The sequence below is a fragment of the Mesorhizobium sp. P3_A8 genome (assembly GCF_056402995.1).
On record NZ_JBFUGI010000011.1, the window covers coordinates 212,812 to 230,873 of the forward strand.

Annotated in this window: 20 protein-coding genes; 8 read left to right on the forward strand and 12 right to left on the reverse strand. The window is 64.8% G+C overall.

Features of this window, described 5'->3' with window-relative positions; translation table 11 throughout:
• Positions 1 to 28 precede the first annotated feature (28 nt).
• From AC1DX4_RS25145 to AC1DX4_RS25190, 10 genes are all read right to left on the reverse strand, one after another.
• Complete coding sequence (locus AC1DX4_RS25145; protein ID WP_477222867.1) at positions 29 to 1,000, reverse strand: branched-chain amino acid ABC transporter permease; 972 nt, start codon at positions 998 to 1,000, stop codon at positions 29 to 31.
• A gap of 21 nt (positions 1,001 to 1,021) precedes the next feature.
• Positions 1,022 to 1,918: a branched-chain amino acid ABC transporter permease gene (locus AC1DX4_RS25150; RefSeq protein WP_477222868.1), complete on the reverse strand. Its 897-nt coding sequence runs from the start codon at positions 1,916 to 1,918 to the stop codon at positions 1,022 to 1,024.
• Entirely contained in the window at positions 1,915 to 2,643 is a 729-nt protein-coding gene (locus AC1DX4_RS25155) for an ABC transporter ATP-binding protein (RefSeq protein WP_477222869.1), read from the reverse strand. The genes AC1DX4_RS25150 and AC1DX4_RS25155 overlap by 4 nt, the downstream gene beginning before the upstream one ends.
• Entirely contained in the window at positions 2,624 to 3,361 is a 738-nt protein-coding gene (locus AC1DX4_RS25160) for an ABC transporter ATP-binding protein (protein WP_477222870.1), read from the reverse strand. The genes AC1DX4_RS25155 and AC1DX4_RS25160 overlap by 20 nt, the downstream gene beginning before the upstream one ends.
• 99 nt (positions 3,362 to 3,460) lie before the next feature.
• Positions 3,461 to 4,669, reverse strand: a complete 1,209-nt coding sequence (locus AC1DX4_RS25165; RefSeq protein ID WP_477222871.1) for an amino acid ABC transporter substrate-binding protein — start codon at positions 4,667 to 4,669, stop codon at positions 3,461 to 3,463.
• Positions 4,670 to 4,719: 50 nt separating this feature from the next.
• Positions 4,720 to 5,109: a nuclear transport factor 2 family protein gene (locus AC1DX4_RS25170; RefSeq protein WP_477222872.1), complete on the reverse strand. Its 390-nt coding sequence runs from the start codon at positions 5,107 to 5,109 to the stop codon at positions 4,720 to 4,722.
• Positions 5,110 to 5,126: 17 nt separating this feature from the next.
• Positions 5,127 to 5,921, reverse strand: a complete 795-nt coding sequence (locus tag AC1DX4_RS25175) for a MoaF C-terminal domain-containing protein (protein ID WP_477222873.1) — start codon at positions 5,919 to 5,921, stop codon at positions 5,127 to 5,129.
• Positions 5,922 to 5,934: 13 nt separating this feature from the next.
• Positions 5,935 to 6,723 carry an SDR family NAD(P)-dependent oxidoreductase gene (locus AC1DX4_RS25180; RefSeq protein WP_477222874.1) on the reverse strand — a complete coding sequence of 263 codons (789 nt, stop codon included), beginning with the start codon at positions 6,721 to 6,723 and terminating at the stop codon, positions 5,935 to 5,937.
• A gap of 247 nt (positions 6,724 to 6,970) precedes the next feature.
• Positions 6,971 to 7,552 carry a YceI family protein gene (locus tag AC1DX4_RS25185; RefSeq protein ID WP_477222954.1) on the reverse strand — a complete coding sequence of 194 codons (582 nt, stop codon included), beginning with the start codon at positions 7,550 to 7,552 and terminating at the stop codon, positions 6,971 to 6,973.
• Positions 7,553 to 7,592: 40 nt separating this feature from the next.
• On the reverse strand, positions 7,593 to 8,492 hold the full coding sequence (locus AC1DX4_RS25190) for a hypothetical protein (RefSeq protein ID WP_477222875.1): 900 nt from the start codon (positions 8,490 to 8,492) through the stop codon (positions 7,593 to 7,595).
• A 332-nt stretch (positions 8,493 to 8,824) separates the two neighbouring features.
• Between AC1DX4_RS25190 and AC1DX4_RS25195 the strand changes: the two genes are divergently transcribed.
• From AC1DX4_RS25195 to AC1DX4_RS25215, 5 genes are all read left to right on the forward strand, one after another.
• Positions 8,825 to 10,327, forward strand: a complete 1,503-nt coding sequence (locus tag AC1DX4_RS25195; protein ID WP_477222876.1) for an aldehyde dehydrogenase family protein — start codon at positions 8,825 to 8,827, stop codon at positions 10,325 to 10,327.
• Position 10,328: 1 nt separating this feature from the next.
• Positions 10,329 to 11,915: a GMC family oxidoreductase gene (locus AC1DX4_RS25200; protein WP_477222877.1), complete on the forward strand. Its 1,587-nt coding sequence runs from the start codon at positions 10,329 to 10,331 to the stop codon at positions 11,913 to 11,915.
• 16 nt (positions 11,916 to 11,931) lie between these two features.
• Positions 11,932 to 12,081: a hypothetical protein gene (locus AC1DX4_RS25205; protein WP_477222878.1), complete on the forward strand. Its 150-nt coding sequence runs from the start codon at positions 11,932 to 11,934 to the stop codon at positions 12,079 to 12,081.
• Positions 12,078 to 12,890 carry a PfkB family carbohydrate kinase gene (locus tag AC1DX4_RS25210; protein ID WP_477222879.1) on the forward strand — a complete coding sequence of 271 codons (813 nt, stop codon included), beginning with the start codon at positions 12,078 to 12,080 and terminating at the stop codon, positions 12,888 to 12,890. The genes AC1DX4_RS25205 and AC1DX4_RS25210 overlap by 4 nt, the downstream gene beginning before the upstream one ends.
• A 201-nt stretch (positions 12,891 to 13,091) precedes the next feature.
• Positions 13,092 to 14,294, forward strand: a complete 1,203-nt coding sequence (locus AC1DX4_RS25215; protein WP_477222880.1) for an alpha-D-ribose 1-methylphosphonate 5-triphosphate diphosphatase — start codon at positions 13,092 to 13,094, stop codon at positions 14,292 to 14,294.
• Positions 14,295 to 14,310: 16 nt separating this feature from the next.
• Here the strand turns inward: AC1DX4_RS25215 and AC1DX4_RS25220 are convergent, their stop codons facing one another.
• Both AC1DX4_RS25220 and AC1DX4_RS25225 read right to left on the reverse strand, forming a co-directional pair.
• Positions 14,311 to 14,511 (reverse strand): hypothetical protein, encoded by a 201-nt coding sequence (locus tag AC1DX4_RS25220; RefSeq protein WP_477222881.1) that lies wholly within the window; start codon positions 14,509 to 14,511, stop codon positions 14,311 to 14,313.
• Positions 14,512 to 14,590: 79 nt separating this feature from the next.
• Entirely contained in the window at positions 14,591 to 14,830 is a 240-nt protein-coding gene (locus tag AC1DX4_RS25225; RefSeq protein ID WP_477222882.1) for a hypothetical protein, read from the reverse strand.
• 426 nt (positions 14,831 to 15,256) lie between these two features.
• Between AC1DX4_RS25225 and AC1DX4_RS25230 the strand changes: the two genes are divergently transcribed.
• Genes AC1DX4_RS25230 through AC1DX4_RS25240 form a run of 3 tightly spaced genes read left to right on the forward strand, consistent with a single transcriptional unit; the run spans position 15,257 to position 18,017 of the window.
• Positions 15,257 to 16,255 carry a sugar ABC transporter substrate-binding protein gene (locus AC1DX4_RS25230; RefSeq protein ID WP_477222883.1) on the forward strand — a complete coding sequence of 333 codons (999 nt, stop codon included), beginning with the start codon at positions 15,257 to 15,259 and terminating at the stop codon, positions 16,253 to 16,255.
• The gene (locus AC1DX4_RS25235) at positions 16,252 to 17,256 is read left to right on the forward strand and encodes an ABC transporter permease (protein WP_477222884.1); all 1,005 of its coding nucleotides are present in this window, start codon (positions 16,252 to 16,254) and stop codon (positions 17,254 to 17,256) included. The genes AC1DX4_RS25230 and AC1DX4_RS25235 overlap by 4 nt, the downstream gene beginning before the upstream one ends.
• Positions 17,253 to 18,017 (forward strand): ATP-binding cassette domain-containing protein, encoded by a 765-nt coding sequence (locus tag AC1DX4_RS25240; protein WP_477222885.1) that lies wholly within the window; start codon positions 17,253 to 17,255, stop codon positions 18,015 to 18,017. Before AC1DX4_RS25235 ends, AC1DX4_RS25240 begins: the two co-directional genes overlap by 4 nt.
• The last annotated feature ends 45 nt before the right edge of the window (positions 18,018 to 18,062 follow it).

The window sequence follows — 18,062 nt, forward strand, 5'->3', positions numbered from 1 at the left end:
GGCGATCGCCGCCGATGCGCTAAACCCCTCAAGCTGTCCTTGCCCTGCCGCCAAAACTCCGCATCAGCCCCTTCGGCAAGAACAGCATCGCCAGGATGATCGTCAGTCCTGAGATCACCGGGTGGTAATCCGGCACCACGATGCGCGCCAGGTCGAACACCGCGTACATCACGAAGGCACCGAGGATCGGCCCGAGCAGCGTGCCGGTGCCGCCGACCACGGTCATCATCAGCGGCAACAGCATCCAGTCGAGGTCGAACACCGAGTCCGGGCCGACATGGAAGATGTAGTAGGTGTAGAGGCTGCCGGCGATGCCGGCGATGAAGGCGCTGCCGGCGAAGGCGGCGACCTTGACCTTGAGCACATCGATGCCGTTGGCCGACGCCGCCATCTCGTCGTCGCGCACCGCGATCAGCGCTAGCCCGTAGCGCGAGCGCATCAACAGGTGGATGGCAAGTGCCGTGCCGACCATCAGGCCGAGGCCGACCAGATAGTGCGGCAACAGCGTGTCGAAGGTGCCGGCGGGCGCGACGACGCCGAAGGCGCCGCCGGTGAAGTCGCCACCATTGATGAACATCACCTTGACGATCTCGCCGAAGCCGAGCGTTCCGAGCGCGAAATAGTCGCCGCGCAATTTGGACAACAGCGGCAGGCCGATGATGATGGCGGCGAGCGCCGCGACCAGCCCGCCCAGCACCATCGTCACCGGGTCGAAATAGTAGATGCGCGGATACGCATCATAGAGCGAGCCCCAGAGATAATTGCTGGTCCACAGGATGGCGGTGGTGTAGGCGCCGAGGCCGAAGAAGGCGTGGTTGCCGAGGCTGATCTGGCCGCCGAAGCCGGCGACCAGGTTCCAGCCCTGCGCCATGATAGCGTAGATGAAGACGAAGAACAGGAACGAGAAGGTGTAAGAGTCGATCGCCCCGGGCAGCAGCGGCAGCAACGCCAATGCCACGACAACAATTGCTGCGATCCACATCCAGGCTTGTTTCGGCAAGGCTTGCTTCAACATCTTCGCTCAAGCCTTCTTGTAGGGCCGGCTGAACAGGCCTTCCGGCTTGAACATCAGCACCGCCAGGAACACGCCGTAGGCGATGGCGTTGGTCCAGCCGCCTGAGATGAAATACTGCACATAGGCCTCGATCAGGCCGAGCAGGATGCCGCCGGCCAGCGCGCCCGCGACATTGCCGATGCCGCCCAGCGCCAGCGCCACCAGCGCCTTGAGGCTGAAGATGAACCCGGCGAACGGGTTGAACGGGAAGGTGGTGGCCACCGCGACGCCGGCGGCTCCCGCCAGCGCGATACCGATGGCGAAGGCAATCGCATTGACCCGGTGCGGGCTGATGCCCATCAGCGTCGCCGCTTCCATGTCCTCGGAGGCCGCGCGCACCGCCTTGCCGACAATCGTTTTGCGCAGGAACAGCACCACCAGCCCGGTGCCGGCGAGCGCGATCAAAAAGCCCATCGAGCGCGTGAACGAGGTGCGCACGCCCAAAATCTCGATGCCGCTCGCCGTGTAGGAGGTGACGATTGCGGCGGTGTTGCCGCCCCACACCACGGTCATCAAATTCTGGACCAGGAACATCAGGCCGACCGCAATCAGCAGCGAGATGTTGCGGTCCTCCGCGGCCGCGGCGCGGCGGAACAGGCCCTGGTAGATCAGCCAGCCGACGACGAGCCCGACCGGAATGACGATCAGCAGCGACAGGAACGGGTCGATGCCCAGCCCATAGAACAGCGCCCGCACGAAATAGGCGGCGAGGATGATCATCGCGCCCTGCGCCAGGAAGATCAGCCGCATCGTGCCGAAGATGAGGCTCAAGCCCACGGCGGCGACGCCATACATGGCGCCGCCCAGCGCGCCGTTGAGCGACAGCTGCAGCAGGATTTCGGGAGGCGGAATGGCCTGCATCATTGCACCTCCAACACGCCCATATAGGCCTTCTGGATTTCGGGATCGGCGATCAGTTCGGAGCCCGTGCCTTGCATGGCGAGTTCGCCGGTCTTCAGCACGAAGCCGTAATCGGCCACTTTCAGCGCCTGGTGGATGTTCTGCTCGACCAGCAGGATGGTGACGCCCTGTTTGTGCAGCGTCTCGATCAGCGCGAACATCTGCTGCACCACGATCGGGCTCAGGCCCAGCGATGGCTCGTCGAGGATGAGCAGCGATGGGTCCGACATGGTGGCGCGTGCGATCGCCAGCATCTGCTGCTCGCCGCCGGAGAGCGAGCCGGCCTTCTGCCCTGCCCGCTCCTTCAGCCGCGGAAACAGCGTGTAGGCCTTCTCCAGCGACTGCTTGAAGCGCTTGCGCACCTTGGGCTGGAAGGCGCCGAGTTCGAGGTTTTCCAGTACCGTCATCTGCCGGAACAGGCCGCGCCCTTCCGGCACATGCGCGATGCCCATGCCGGCGATCTCCTCCGGTGCCTTGCCGGCCAGCGGCACGCCTGAGAGAAAAATCTCGCCGCGCTTCGGCTTGAGCAGGCCGGAGATGGTCTTCAGAAGCGTCGTCTTGCCCGCGCCATTGGCGCCGACGATGGCGACGATGCTGCCGGGGTCGACATGGATCGACACGCCCCACAGCGCGCCGACATCGCCATAGGCGACTTCGAGATTGGTGACTTCAAGCAGCCGGTTCGCCAAGATAGGCCTCGATCACTTTGCGGTTGGCGACGATTTCGCGCGGGCTGCCGTCGGCGATCTTCTCGCCATGGTCGAGCACGATCACCCGGCTGCAGACTTTCATGATGGCGTCGACCTTGTGCTCGACCCACAGGATCGACACGCCCCGCTCGCTGCGCACCCGGCGGATGACATCGACCATGCGCTGGATCTCGGTCGGGTTCAGCCCGGCCATCGGCTCGTCGAGCAGGAGCAGCGCGGGGCTGGAGGCCACCGCCCGCGCGATCTCCAGGAGGCGCCGGTCGGATAGCGTCATATGCGCGGTGCGGATATCGCGCTTGGCGGTCAGCCCCACCAGTTCCAGCGCCTCCTCGGCGGCAGCCGCGGCATGCCTGACACGCCCGCCACCGCCATAGACGGCGCCGACCATGATGTTCTCGAAGGCGGTCATGGTGAGAAACGTGCGCACCAATTGGAAGGTGCGGGCAATGCCGAGCCGGCAGATGCGATGCGGTGCCGTGCCGGTGATGTCCTGGCCACGGAAGTGGATGCGCCCCTGCGTCGGCGTGTAGAGCGCGGTGACGAGGTTGAACAGCGTCGACTTGCCGGCGCCATTCGGACCAATCAGCCCGATCAGCTCATTGGCGCCGACGGCGATGTCGATATTGTCCAGCACGACAAGCCCGCCGAACCGCTTCTGGACCGCCTCGAGGCGAAGCAGGGTTTCGTCAGGCTGCATCGTGTTTCCGTGTCTCCGATCAGGTTTTGCAGGTCGGCAGGCGGGCGCCTGGCTTCGCGATCAGGCACCCGCCTCCCCCGCCCGCTGCTTTTCAGCCGCTCAGCGCTTGTCCCAGGCCGGCGCCGGTTTGTAGGTCCAGTTGCCGTCCGGGAAGATCAGCTGGTGCTTGCCTTGCCACCATTGCGTGGCGACGCTGGGGATGAGCGCAAAGCCGGTCTGGTCGAATTTGAGATCGCCCACGACCGTATCCTTGAACTCCTGGCCGAAGATCGCGTCGTGGATCGCGCCTGCATCGGTCGAGCCCGCCTTCTCGATCGCCTGCGCCAGCACCTGCGCATTGGCGTAGAAGGCGCCGACGGTGACGGAGTCCTTCTTGAACTCCGCCTCGTAGCGGTCGCCGAGCTCTTTGGCGCCATGGTAGGGATAGCTCGACGACCAGAAGCCGTCGGTCAGGATGTAGTCGGAATCCGCGCCGAGCGCCTCGTGGAACTCGCCCGTCCAGGTGCCCTTCCAGCCATGCAGGTAAGGCACGGAGAAGCCGAGCTCCTTCATCTGCCGCAGCAGCGTCACCGTGTCGGCCGGCGATCCGAACACCAGCATGGCGTCGACGTCTGCCGCCTTGAGCTTGGTGATCAGCGCCGAATAGTCGGTGGCGCCGATCGCCCAGGGATCATCGACGGCGAAAGTGTAGCCATACTTCTTGGCCGCCGCCTCGAAGGCGCCGCCAAAGCCCTTGCCGTCGGGCGAATCCTCGGACACCAGCGCCGGGTTCTTCGGCTTCTCATTGGCCGGCAGCTTGTCCCAGATCTCGAACGGCACTTCCGCGCCCGGCCCTGGATGGAAGAAGAACAGTGCCGAATATTTCAGCTTCAACGGCTGCCATTCGAACGGGAAGGCCGTCGTGATCATGTAGAATTTCTTGTATTTTTCCGCGACGATGGCACCCGCAATGTTCATCGGCCCGGAATGGGTCGACAGCAGCGCATCGACCTTTTGCACCTTGATCAGGTTTTCCAGCGCCGACGCGACCTTGCCTTCGGAGCTTTCGTCGTCGGCGACGACGAGGCGCACCGGCAGCTTCTTGCCGACGGATTTCACCATGATGCCGCCGGCCTTGTTGATGTCGGCGACCGCCTGCTCATAGGCCCATTTCTGCTCCTTGCCGTCGCCGGCCAGCGGCCCGGTCAAGGAGATCGGCGCACCGATGACGATCTCGGTGTCGCCGGCATTCGCCAAGCTGGTGTCGCCAAGCGCAATCGCGCTTGTCAGAGCCAGGCCCGCCAGCATTGCCTTCAGACTGTTTCCCATTTCATCCTCCCAGGTTTTTGGATCGTGCGGGCGGTGCCCGCAGGCATGCCTCAGACCGTCGCTGCCGCGACCAGCTTTGTATCGGTGAACTGCTCGAAACTGAGCGCCTTGCCGTCCTCCATTTCCCAGACATGGACGACGCGCGCCGACATCGGCTTGCCGGTCTTTTTGTAGACACCCGAATAGGTGCCGATGCCGACAATGGTGGTGCCGCCATCGACCAGTTTTTCGAGCTTCAAGGCGTAACCGTCCCACTCCTCGCCGATGCGCTTGAAGACGCCTTCGATGATGGCGTCGGGGCCGACATAGGTGCCGGCATAGGGAAAGCCCGCCATCTCGGTCCAGGCGGTGCGGCTGGTGACCGGCGCCATCATCGCCGAGAGATCCTTGGTGTCGGAGCCGGCGTAGTGCGCCTTGATCGCTTCGTAGTTCTTGCCCATAGCGTTCTCCCGCGCGGTCAGACCGGCGCCTTGCCTTCGTCGTAGACGGTTCTGGATTTCTTCTCGATCTGAGCGCCGGCCGGCTTGTTCTCGATCTTGCCCTGGCTGGTCACGCCGAGGAATTTGCCCGTCGAGCGCATGACGTCCCAATTGTAGAAGAACAGCGAGGCGACCGGGATGATGAACTCGCGGAAGCCGAACACATACTGGTTCTCGGCGAACTTCCAGGTCGTCGCCAGATCGACGTCGCCATGGCCGCGCTGGATGCCGACAAGGTTCTGCCAGGCATAGCGCTCGGAGCTCATATAAATGTGCTCGTAGACATGGTTGGGGCTGTATGTGTAGTGCGCGGTGAGCCCGATCAGGTCGCGGGTCGGCGCCGGCGCGGTGCCGGTCGGCGCGACCGAGGGATCGCCGAGCACGCCGGCCGACCAGGTCTGCGCCACGCGCGGCTCGCCGGGCGCTTCACTGGCATCGCGCACCCGTTCGCGCACCGACAGCACGCGGCGCGTGCTGGTGTTGATGATGAAGGCCTCGTCCTCATCAGGCCGGGCCGAGAAAATCATATTGATGAAGAACACGTTGGCGGCGACTTCCAGCGCCTCGTACCAGTCGGCGCCCGCTTCCGTGCCTTCGCTCCACGCCACCGTGTCGAGCGATGTGAAGGCAAGGTCGATGGTGCGACCGGTGTCGAGCGTGATCTTGAAGGTCTGGCCGCGCAGCGCATCCGTCGTCGCCAGCCGGTTGGTGGCGATGCCGGCAGCGAAATCGTCAAAATGCTTCCAGTCCGCCGGTCTGTTCTGGTCGTTCATCGCACTCTCCACATCAATCGACAAAGGCTAATGTCGGCAGGTCGACGACGGTGGCGCCGCCATCGACGGTCAGGATCGACCCGTTCATCATCGCCGCCTCGCCGGAGGCGACGAAGCAGATGACGTTGGAAACCTCTCCCGGTGTCGCCGGCCGCCCGAGCGGCACGTCCTTGGTCACCAGCCGGTAGGCTTCCTCGATCGAGCCGAGCCCGTGCTTTTCGACGATCACTTCCATCTGCTCGTCGGCCATGTCGGTCGACACCCAGCCCGGACAGATGATGTTGGTGCGCACGCCCTTGCGGCCATAGTCGCGGGCCAGCGATTTGCCGAAGCCGATGCAGGCATGTTTCATGGTGACGTAGCCGGCCGCGTCCGGCCCGGCGAACAGGCCGGCGATCGAGGCGACGACGACGATGTTGCCCTTTTGCGCAATCAGGTCCGGCAGGCATTCGCGGGCGCAGACGAAGGCGGTGTCTAGATTGCTGCGTGTCGCCAGGCTCCAGGTCTCGTCGCTCATCGAAATGGTCGGGCCGACGCCATGGCCGCCGGCATTGGCGACGAGAATGTCTACCGGTCCGATCTTGTCATGCACTTCGGCCAGCGCCGCGCGCACCGCCTGGGGATCGGCGGCGTCGCCCTGCACCACCAGCCCGCCAATGTCTTTGGTCACCGCTTCCAGCGGTTCGCGCCGCCGGCCCATCAGCACCACTCTGGCGCCGTCGGCCGCCATGCGCCTGGCGACCGCCGCACCGATGCCGGTGCCGCCGCCGGTGATGAAAGCCGTCTTTCCAAGAAATCGCATGGTTCCATCCCGATTTGTGAGCGCGCCGGCTATGCGCCGATCTTCGAGGGGGATAGTGCGGCATCGGCCATTTCGCGTCTTGTCCGAGCGGGAACTTTGTTTTGACTGAACGCGCACTTCACGCCTGCCGATGGAGTGCCGCGCGACCTTTCGGCCGCGCGGCCGTCGCCACACCCCGCCAAAGCAATTCCAGGAAAAGTGTGAAGCGGTTTTCCGTCCGGAATTGCGTCAAGACAAAGAGGTCGGCCTATTTCTTCACCGCTTCGAGATCGATGACGATGTCGACATCCGGGCCGAGGCCGAAGCCGGCGGCGGCCTTGGCCATCGGGAAGTCCGCGGTGCTCACCTTTCCCGTTGCGGTGAACGCCGCCTTGGTCAACGTCGCGTCCCAGGGTGCGGGCGCCTCGTTGACCAGCGTCACGTCGAGCGTGATCTCCTTGGACACACCGCTGATGGTGAGATTGCCGGTGACCTTGCCGGTCTTGTCGCTGACCTTCTCGACCTTGGTGCTTTCGAAGGAGATCGCCGGGAATTCTGCGGCGTTGAAGAAGTCGGGGCCTTTCAGATCGCTGTCGCGCTGGTCATAGGCGGTGTGCACCGAGCCGACATCGAGCTCGGCCTTGACGCTGCTCCTCGACGGATCGGCGTTGTCCATCACGATGGCGCCCTTCACGGCATCGAACTGGCCATGCGCGGTGCCGTAGATGCCATGCTTGATGGTGAAGGTGACCCAGGCGTGCTGGCCGTCGATCTCGTAATTATCGGCGTGAGCCGCCGATGCGAAGGCGCACATCGAGGCAAAGGCAAAGGCGGCCGTCAGTTTTCTCATCGTCACGTAACTCTCCCCATTGTTGGTGTCATTCCCTGGCTCAGGAAAAGCCAAGTGCGGCTCCGTGCGGCGCAAACAGGAGCGCCGTCAGGATGGCCAATATCGCCGGAATGGCGATCAGCAGGCCGGCAACCAGCGGCCGCAATGGCCGGGCACCGGGAACAAGGCCCCGCAGCGGGCCGGGCACCAGCGCGGCGACGGCGAGCGGCAGAGGCGAAAGCATGAGCGCCAACGGATTGGCCTTCGGCGCCAGCAGTGCGACCTGGATCAGCACGGTGACGGCGGCAAAGATGAGGATCAGCTCGGTGCCCTTGCTCCAGGCAGTGGCCGACCCGCCACGCAGCACGGCGATATACTGGACCAGGCACCAGCCACCGGCGAGCGCGGCAAGCGATCCCAACAACTGCCCGGTGACGATCGAGGCACCGAGCACCGAGATGATGGCGCCGGCCAGGCATAAAGCGAGCATGGCTGCAGGCACCAGGAACGGCTCCTCTGCCGGAGGCGATGGCGAAGCTTTCAGGGACAGCAGCATCGCGGCGCCGACGAGCGTCAGCAGGCCGGCGATGAGGGCGGCTATCATCTGCAGGTCGAGTGCACCGCCGGCGATACGGCGCCAGCCCAGCCACAACAGCGCGGCCGCAAGCGCGGCAGCGACAAACTTGCCCGCGACGGCTGCGCTGAGCAGTCGTTCGGGCAACAGGCCCATGACGATGCCGGCAAAGGCGAGATAGATCAGTTTCTGGCTGGCAGCGACCGGCGGCACCACGGGCGGACCGAGCGTGTCCCAGTAGAAGAACAGCAGCAGGGCGGCCGACAGCAGCGAGAGCACGGGCGAGGATGGCGGCAAGGCGAACCGCGCCAGCAGCGCCATGGCCATGCCGAGCACAAGCGGCAGCGCCGCCGTGGTGACCATCGGATTGCCCAGCAATGCGCTCAATTACACCCTTCCGAGCCAGCCCCCTCACCCAGCCTCCGCTTCGCTCGGCTGACCTCTCCCCGAGGGGAGAGGAGACTTGCAGCGCCAGCGCCCTGCTCTTCTCCCCCGCGGGGAGAWGGTGGCCGCGGAGCGGCCGGATGAGGGGGCGGCGCGGCGAGACCGGGTTGGCGATGATCCGTTCCTCAATCTGGACCGGCGAAGGACCGAGCGTCTTGTCCGAGCGGGAACTTTGTTTTGACTGAACGCGAACTCGTGCTGCCTTTGGCTTGAAGCCGGCCGATACGCTCCATAACCCTCGCTGCACTGTGTTCATCAACATCGAGGAGGATGGCGTGAACGAAAGAATTGTGCCGCCGATCAGCACTGCCGCCGCAACCTTCCTGGCGCGTTCGCACCGGCCCTTCATCAATGGCCGTTTCGTCGGCGGGCTCTCCGGTGAATGCCTCGCCGTCGACGACTCCGCTTCCGGCGAGATCGTCGCCCATGTCCCTGAAAGCGGCCCTGAACTGGTCGACCAGGCGGTGCGCGCGGCGCGTGCCGCCCTAGACGGCCCCTGGGCGTCGATGCGGCCGGTCGACCGCCAGAACCTGATGCTGAAACTCGCCGACGCGGTCGAGGCCGATGCCGACCTGTTGGCCGAGATCGAAAGCATCGAGAACGGCAAATCACTCGGCGTCGCCCGCATGCTGAGCGCCGGCGGCACTGTCGACTGGCTGCGCTACTATGCCGGCTGGGCGACCAAGATCGAGGGCTCGACCTTCCAGGTCTCCATCCCCGTGCCGCCTGGCGCCAAACACCAGGCGATGACGGTGATGGAGCCGGTCGGCGTCGTCGGCGCCATCGTGCCGTGGAATTTTCCGCTGCTGATCGGCATGTGGAAGATCGCGCCGGCGCTGGCCTGCGGCTGCACCGTGGTGCTGAAGCCGCCGCAGGAAACGCCGCTCGGCCTGCTCAGGCTGGCCGAACTGATCGAGGCCGTTGGTTTCCCGCCCGGTGTCGTCAACATCGTCACCGGCAGCGGCTCTGTCACCGGCGAAGCGCTGATCCGCCATCCCGGCATCGACAAGCTGACCTTCACCGGCTCGACGGAAGTGGGCAAACGCGTCGGCCACGCCGCGGTCGACCGCGTCGCCCGCTTCACGCTGGAGCTCGGCTCGAAATCGCCGATGATCCTGCTTGCCGATATGGAGGAAGGTATCGAGCCGCTGATTGCCGGCCTCGGCATGTTCTTCAACCAGGGCCAGGTCTGCACCTCGGCCTCGCGGCTGCTCATCGAAAAGTCGATCTACGACCGCACGCTTTCGCGGTTGGCCGAGATCGCCGACGGCATGACGCTGGGTGCCGGCCGCGACGCGGAGGCGCAGATCAACCCGCTGGTCTCGGCCAAGCACCGCAGAAGCGTCGAGGGCTTTGTCGAGCGCGGGCTGGCGGCCGGCGTCGAACGGGTCAGCGGCGGGCGGCCGGTGCCCGGCAAGGGCCACTATGTGGCGCCGACCATCCTGCACAATGTCCGCCCCGACATGGAAATCGCCAGCGAGGAGGTGTTCGGCCCGGTGGTGGCGGCAATGCCGGTCGCCGATCTCGACGAGGCGATCCGCGTCGCCAACGACACGCGCTACGGCCTCTCGGCCTCGATCTGGACCCGCGACATGGGCAAGGCGATGACCGCCATCCACGGCCTCAAGGCCGGCACGGTGTGGGTCAATTCGCACAACACGCTCGACCCCGCGGCACCGTTCGGCGGCTTCAAGCAGTCCGGCATCGGCCGCGAGCATGGCCGTGCCTCGATCGACGGCTATCTCGAGACCAAGACCGTCATCATGCGCTACGCCTGACATGAGTGCCGACTACGACTACATCATCGCCGGCGCCGGCTCGGCCGGCTGCACGCTGGCCAACCGGCTGGTCAATGCGGGCAAGCGCGTGCTGATGGTCGAGGCCGGCCCGGCCGACAACACGCGCCTCATCGACATGCCCGCCACCTTCGCCAAGGTGATCGGCACGGCGCGCAGCTGGATCTACGAATCCGAACCGGAGCCGAGCGTCGGCAGCCGCCGGCTGCCGGTGCCGCAGGGCCGCACGTTGGGCGGCGGCTCCTCCATCAACGCCATGCTCTACATCAGGGGCCAGCCACAGGACTATGATGGCTGGCGCGATCTCGGCTGTCCCGGCTGGGGCTGGGACGAGGTGCTGCCGGTGTTCCGGCGGCTGGAACGCAATGAGCGCCTGGCCGGCGAGCGCCACGGCACCGAGGGACCGCTGCCGGTCTCCGATCCCCGCCATCGCCACCCGCTGTCATTGGCCTATGTCAAGTCCGCGCAACAGGCCGGCTATCGCTACAATGACGACTTCAACGGTGTCGAGCAGGAAGGCGTCGGCTTCTACCAGACGACGACCGCCAACGGCGAGCGTCAGTCGGCGGCAAAGGTGTTTTTGAGGCCGCTGGCCGGCAACGCCAACCTCACCGTCGTCACCGATGCGCTGGTCACCGGCGTGACGCTGGAAAACGGCGCGGCGAGCGGCCTTGCCTACACCACGTCGGACGGCAAAAGCCATGCGGCGACGGCAAAGGCCGAGGTGATCCTCACCGCTGGCGCGCTGGCGACCCCGAAACTGATGATGCTGTCGGGCCTGGGGCCGGCCGAACATCTGGCGTCGCTCGGCATTCCCGTCATCCGCGACATGCCCGCGGTCGGCCGCGACCTGCAGGACCATGTCGCCGCTCCCGTCTATGCGCTGACACGCCGGCCGATCTCGCTGCTGGGCGAAGACCGCGGCCTGCGGGCGCTACGCCACGGTCTGCAATACCTGCTGTTCCGGACCGGCCTGCTCACCTCCAACGTCGTCGAGAGCGGCGGCTTCTTCGATACCGATGGCGACGGAAGACCCGACATCCAGTTCCACGTCCTGCCGATGATGATCGAAAGCGCCGAACACGGCTCGATCGAACGCCACGGCATGGAGCTCAACCCGTGTGTACTGCGGCCGAAATCGCGCGGCACGGTCGGCCTGCGCTCGCGCGATGCGGCCGACCCGATCCGTTTCACCACCGGCTTCCTGTCCGATCCGGACGATCTCGCCCTTCTGCTCGCCGGCATGAAGATCGCCCGCAATATCCTGCGCCAGCCGGCGCTGCGGGCGGTGATCGCCGAGGAACTATCGCCGGGCGAGGACGCCGATCTTTCCGATCAATCCATCGTCGATCACATCCTTGAGCACGCCAAGACCGTCTATCACCCCTGCGGCACCTGCCGGATGGGCAGCGACGACGACGCGGTGGTCGATCCTCAACTGCGCGTGCGCGGCGTCCCGCGCCTGCGCATCTGCGACGCCTCGATCATGCCGCGCCTGATCAGCGGCAACACCAACGCCCCGGTGATCATGATCGCCGACCGCTGCGCCGATTTTATTCTCGGGGTGTAGCCAGGCTGCGCAGTCCTTGGCGTTCGCCGCCTGCGCCAGCACGTTGAGCAGCCTGCTGTCCCTGGTGCCGGTCCTGGTGCTATGCCTGCTCGCGCAGCGCATCATCGTCGATGCGCTGGCGCCGGGCCTGGGCGAAAACCAGAAGGCGAAAAAGCAGGGACCATGAGCACAGTCATCGTTGTCGGCCATGTCAACTACGACCAGGTCTGGTCGCTGTCCTCGCCCCTCGCCTCGGGCGCGCGCATTGTCTATTCCAACCGCAGCGTCAGGCTCGGCGGCGGCGGCTTCCATACCGGCACACAACTGGCCAGGCTCGGCAACCATGTTCGGCTGATCAGCAATCTGATGGACGACGACCATGGCCGGGCAGCGCTCGCCACATTGCAGGCGAGCGGCATCGATACCGGCACCGTCACCATCTGGGCCGGCGAAACCCGGTTTACCGAAATCCTGCTCGAGCCGAATGGCGAGCGCACCATTTTGAACCCCGGCGGCCAGATGCGCCCGCCCTTCGCCGCACCGGAGCCTGTCAGCGGCGACGCCGCCTATCTCAACGCCCTGGTGCTCGATACCGGCCTCATCGCCTCTCTGAAGACGATTCCGCTTGTCATTTCGCAATTTCCGCTGCGCAGCGCCTCGCCGCGTCCGGCCGACATCGTCATCGGATCGCGCGCCGACTTTCCCGGCGAGGACACGCGAGCGATCTGGGAGCGAGCAACAGGGATCGCCGGGCCACGCTTGAAGACACTGGTGCTGACCGATGGAACGCGCCCGATATCGCTCTATGACGGCAAGGTGCTGAACCACGTCACGCCGTTGAAGCAGGTCTCCGTGCCCGACACGATCGGTGCCGGCGACTGCTTCACCGGGGTCTTCCTGCACGGCCTGCTACAAGGGCTCAGCCTCGAGCTTTCCGCCGAACAGGCCAGCCAGCAAACCGCCGAATGGCTGTCGGAACGATCCCGTACCGGCTGAGCCAAGCGCTCCGGGAACACCGGCTTTCATGAAAATGTCATAAAAATCAAATGGAAACCGGCATTCGAGTGAACTAGAAAACATCGCAATGATCCTGGAGAGATCGTGATCGAGGCGCGGCAAGCCGGCGCATCATCGCCATGATCCTGGTCTTCCACACCCCGACGATGTCGCCCACCTTGTCGATCGAAGAGAACCCTGATGTGGCTGAGTGAATTCGAAATTGTCCTGCGCGACCGCGTCATCCCGAACGGCGCGATCAGGATCGAGAACGGCCGGATCGCCGAGATTCGCGACAAGCCTGTCGAGCATGCCGACATCGAAGGCGGCGGCCGCCTGCTGCTGCCCGGCTTCATCGACATGCATGGCGACATGGTCGAGAAGGAAGTCGAGCCGCGCACCGGCGTGCATGTGCCGATGCGGATCGGCATTGCCGAGCTCGACAAGAAGCTCGCCTCCTGCGGCATCACCACTGCCTATGCCGCGCTTTCCTTCATCGGCGCCAGCGTCACCAGTGGCGTGCTGCGCTCGGAAGACCATACGACCGATATCATCGACACCATTGCCGGCATGAAGGACGATTTGCTGGTCGACCACCGCATCCATGCCCGCTTCGAAGTGACCTTCGCCCCGGCGCTTCCCATGCTGCAGAAGTTGATGGATGCCGGCAGGCTGCATTTGATCTCGCTGATGGATCACACGCCCGGACAGGGACAATACCGCGACGTCGAACTCTACATCGCCCGCATCGCCAAGGAGCGCGGCATGTCCGTCGCGAACGCATCCGAGGTCGTCGGCAAGCGCATCGCCGGCCGTAACGGCCAGGGCGATGTGTTGAACGCCCTGCAGGATCTGTCGGCGCGTGCGCAAGCCGCCGGCATCGTGCTTGCCTCGCATGACGACGACACGCTGGAAAAGGTGGAACTGGTCCACGGCCTGGGTGCTGCGCTCTCAGAATTCCCGGTGACCCTGGAAGCGGCGCAGGAAGCCCGCAGGCTCGGCATGCACACCGCCATGGGCGCGCCCAACGCACTGCGCGGCGAGTCCTATTCCGGCAATCTTTCCGCCCGCCAGGCCTACGAGGCCGGGCTGCTCGACATGCTGGCCAGCGACTATCACCCCGCCTCGATCCTGCCGGCCGTGCTTGGTCTGGCGGAGCTGCGCGACGATGGCCTCGCGGCGGCGGCAGCGCTGACAAGCGCCAACCCGGCCTACGCCCTGGGGCTCACCGATCGCGGCGCTATCGAGACCGGCCTTCTGGCCGATCTTGTCGTCGCCGACCGCCAGCCGGTGCCGCGAGTGCGTGCCACCTTCCGCGCCGGCCGCATGATCTACGGCGACGGCACGCTGAGCCATCGCCGATTGCAGCCGTTCGCGGTTTTCGAGGAACTTGAACTGGTCTAGTCTTGAACTGGTCTAGTCAAACGTCGAGCGCGACCATCATGCCGCGCACTTCAGCCATTTCCAGCAGCAGGTCTTGCAGGGTTTCGACGGCCAGCGTCGCACCGGTTATGGCCAGCAGCTCGGTAATACTCTCTCTCATGGAAATGACCGCCATTCCGGTTTTCTCGGAAAGCAGCCGTCCGATGGCGGCGCGGATCAGAGCATTCTGGTCAGGCATGATTCCCCTTTCATGCTGGATGACGATATAAGTTTTTCTTCAACGGTATGCTTTTTGCGCAACTTCTGCGAGCCTCAGCTTACGTCTGCAAGCCGTTTTGGTGTGTCGGATCTGTATTATTTGTCTGACAGTTGCTCAGCGATGACAGCGAAGGCGGCGCCCACGGCTTGCCGTCCGCTTCCATGGCTGCAAGCAGGACCAGCGGCACTTGGTACCGGTAGCGCCCGATGAATGTCCTGCCTCCCTGCATTGCCGGCAATTGCGTGTCGAAAATGGAATACCTGCCCGACGGCTCGTTCAGGATCTCAAAGCGGTCCAATGCAACCTCGTGTTCCCCCCCTGAGAAAATCCCTAACGCACACCGCCCGCCGAAAGTTGCAACGGCTGATGCTTCTTTTATGACCATGGAACGGATGTGCCACTGGCGCCGGCCGACATGCGAGCGATGTCGTGCGGCGGAGCGGTGAAAATCACTTCGCACCATTTTAAATCTTGACGCGTGTCAATTTTTTCTGAAACATGCGCAAACGCCGGCAAGGCATCAGCCGGCGCTCTGGGAGGAGCAATGCCTGACATGAACGAGCGCCCGCACCGGGCCACGAGCCGCATATCCAGCGGCTGGCAGCGATGTGTCGGCAGTTCGTGACACCAAGCGTTGGGGTCGCTTGCGTCCTGTCGGCCATTTCGTTCGCCGAACACCGAAACTGATGCGACGGCACATCAAACAATAAGGAGGAGGAAAACCATGAGCGTATTTAATGGCTTAAAGCTCGGCACAGGACTGCTTGGCGCGGGCCTGCTGGCAACCATCGTCTCGGCCCATGCCGAGGACGCGGCGAAGGTCGCGGCCATCGTCAAGGGCCTCGACAACCCCTTTTTCCAAACCATGCAGAAGGGCATCGAGGAGCAGGGCAAGGCCAACGGCGTCAATGTCAGCGTCCAGGCCGCCGCCAATATGGGCGACGCCACCGGCCAGGCCGATCGCCTGACCGCAATGGCCATGCAGGATTTCGATTGCTATCTGGTCAACCCGATCAGCGTCTCCAACCTCGTCCAGGCATTGGTGCCGGTCGCCCAGAAGAAGAAGCCGATCGTCAACATCGACTCGACCATCGACGCCGAACAGGCCAAGGCCGCCGGCTTTGCCGTCTCCACCTATATCGGCACCGACAATGTCGCCGCCGGCGCGCTGGCCGGCGAGGAAATGCTGAAGCTGGTGCCGAAGGGCGCCAAGGTCGCGCTGATCGCCGGTATCGTCGGCGATGTCGGCTCCAACGCCCGCATCAAGGGCTTCAAGCAGGCTGTCGAAGGCAAGCTCGAGGTGGTGGTGATGGTGAGCGCCGACTGGGATCGTGAGAAGGCGTTGACCGCCGCCACCGACATCCTCGCCGCCCATCCCGATCTCGCCGGATTCTTCGCCGCCAACGACATCATGGCGCTCGGCGTCGAACGCGCCGTGCAGACCTCCGGCAAGGACGTCAAGGTGATCGGCCTCGACGGCATCGTCGATGCGCTGAAGTCGATCGCGGCAGGCGAGCTCACGGCCACCGTGGCGCAATATCCCTATGTCGTCGGCGCCATGGGGGTCGAAGCCTGTGCGCTGGCCGCCAAGGGCAAGGAACTGCCCGCCAACGTGCCCGCACCTGTGCTCCTGATCAACAAGGCCAATGCCGATGCCTCGCTGACGAATTTTCCGCGCCCCGGCGGCGATTATCCCGATCCCTTCCGCGAGATGCTGAAGTGAGCAATTCCACAGACAACGCGCCCGTCGCCCATTCGGCGGGCGCGGCGGAGGAGAGCCGCCCCTCCCTGTCGGCTCTCCTCCTGGATCCTTCCTTTTGGGCCGACTGGGCATCCGTCGTCGGCCTGGTCGGTCTCGTCATCGTCTTCGGCATCGCCCAGCCGGTCTTTCTCAGCGTCGCCAATTTGCAGGCGCTGTTGCTGGCGTCGGCGATCTTGACCGTGCTGTCGATCGGCCAGACCTTCGTGGTGGCGACCTCAGGCATCGACCTGTCGCTGGCCGCCGCCGTCATGCTTGGCGCCATCGTGCTTGGCCTCGTCAATGCGGTAGGCTACGGTATCTTCATCGCCTGCGTGCTCGCGGTACTCGCCACCAGCGCCATCGGCTTCCTCAACGGCCTGATCATCACCGTCGGCAAAATTCCCGATTTCGTGGTGACGCTCGGCACGCTGTCGGCCATCACCGGGCTTGGTCTCATCATGTCGGGCGGCGAACCGACCATGGTCGGCTCGACCTTCCTGCTGCGCCTTGCCTCCGGCTCGTTCGGGCCGTTCGGCTATCCGGTCTGGGTGGCGATCGCTGCCGTCATCGCAGCGCATATCGCACTCTACCACACATGCTTTGGCGTCCATCTGCTGGCGACCGGCGGCCAGGTCGAGAGCGCCGGCGCGCTCGGCATCCGCACCAACCGCGTCAAGATCGCCGCCTACACCATTTCGGGGTTCTGCGCCGGCCTAGCGGCCATTCTTCTGGTCGCCCGCATCGGTTCGGCCGAACCGCAGATCAACACCAGCCTGCTCCTGAATTCGGTAGCGGCGGTGGTGCTGGGCGGCGTCAGCCTGTTCGGCGGCCGCGCCAGCATATTGGGCCCGGCCATCGGCGCGCTGATGCTGACAGCACTCGTCAACGGCCTGACCTTGCTCAACGTCTCGGCCTTCTACCAACCGCTTGCCGTGGGTGCCATCGTGGTGCTGGCGGCGCTGATCATGCGGTACCAGAAATGAGCGCCGTCAGCCCCTCCCCTGCCTCCGACGCGATCATCGCCTGCGACGGCCTGAGCAAGCATTTTGGCGGCGTGCGCGCCTTCACCGACGTTGCCTTCAAGGCCCGCCGCGGCGAGGTCACCGCCGTCATCGGCGACAATGGCGCCGGCAAGTCGACGCTGATCCGCTGCCTGGTCGGCGTGCATGTGCCGGATGCCGGCTCGATCGTCTTCGATGGCCGAGAGCATCCCTTCTCCAACCCGGACGGGGCGCGCAAAGCCGGTATCGAGACCGTGCACCAGAACCTGGCGCTGATCGATGAACTGACGGTGGCGCAGAACCTGTTTCTCAACCGCGAGCTCGTGCGCCGCATCGGCCCCTTCGCGTTCCTCGACCGCAAGGCAATGAAACGCGAGGCGCGCGCCATGCTGTCGCGCCTGTCGATCAACGTGCCGTCGATCAACCAGCGTGTGCGCCGCCTGTCGGGCGGCCAGCGGCAGGCGATCTCGATCTGCCGCGCCGTCGGCTCCGGCGCCAAGCTGGTGGTGATGGACGAACCGACCGCCGCACTTGGCGTGCAGGAAACCGCCAATGTCGAGGCGCTGATCCGGCGCCTGCGCGAACAGTCGGTGAGCGTCATCCTGGTCAGCCACAATTTCGATCAGGTGCGGCGCCTGTCCGACCAGATCTGGGTGATGCGGGCTGGAAAGATGGCAGCGACCGTGCGCGCCTCGGAGACCACGGGCAATGAGCTCGTCGCGCTGGTCACCGGCGCGGCCTGACCGCCCAATCGTGAAATCAACCGTTGGCCGCCTGGGCCGGAAATG

Coding starts and splice junctions, on each gene's coding strand:
- AC1DX4_RS25150 (WP_477222868.1), bottom strand. CDS start 1,918: ATGATGCAGGCCATTCCGCCTCCCGAAATCCTGCTGCAGCTGTCGCTC.
- AC1DX4_RS25160 (WP_477222870.1), bottom strand. CDS start 3,361: ATGCAGCCTGACGAAACCCTGCTTCGCCTCGAGGCGGTCCAGAAGCGG.
- AC1DX4_RS25165 (WP_477222871.1), bottom strand. CDS start 4,669: ATGGGAAACAGTCTGAAGGCAATGCTGGCGGGCCTGGCTCTGACAAGC.
- AC1DX4_RS25170 (WP_477222872.1), bottom strand. CDS start 5,109: ATGGGCAAGAACTACGAAGCGATCAAGGCGCACTACGCCGGCTCCGAC.
- AC1DX4_RS25175 (WP_477222873.1), bottom strand. CDS start 5,921: ATGAACGACCAGAACAGACCGGCGGACTGGAAGCATTTTGACGATTTC.
- AC1DX4_RS25180 (WP_477222874.1), bottom strand. CDS start 6,723: ATGCGATTTCTTGGAAAGACGGCTTTCATCACCGGCGGCGGCACCGGC.
- AC1DX4_RS25185 (WP_477222954.1), bottom strand. CDS start 7,552: ATGAGAAAACTGACGGCCGCCTTTGCCTTTGCCTCGATGTGCGCCTTC.
- AC1DX4_RS25200 (WP_477222877.1), top strand. CDS start 10,329: ATGAGTGCCGACTACGACTACATCATCGCCGGCGCCGGCTCGGCCGGC.
- AC1DX4_RS25210 (WP_477222879.1), top strand. CDS start 12,078: ATGAGCACAGTCATCGTTGTCGGCCATGTCAACTACGACCAGGTCTGG.
- AC1DX4_RS25215 (WP_477222880.1), top strand. CDS start 13,092: ATGTGGCTGAGTGAATTCGAAATTGTCCTGCGCGACCGCGTCATCCCG.
- AC1DX4_RS25220 (WP_477222881.1), bottom strand. CDS start 14,511: ATGCCTGACCAGAATGCTCTGATCCGCGCCGCCATCGGACGGCTGCTT.
- AC1DX4_RS25230 (WP_477222883.1), top strand. CDS start 15,257: ATGAGCGTATTTAATGGCTTAAAGCTCGGCACAGGACTGCTTGGCGCG.
- AC1DX4_RS25240 (WP_477222885.1), top strand. CDS start 17,253: ATGAGCGCCGTCAGCCCCTCCCCTGCCTCCGACGCGATCATCGCCTGC.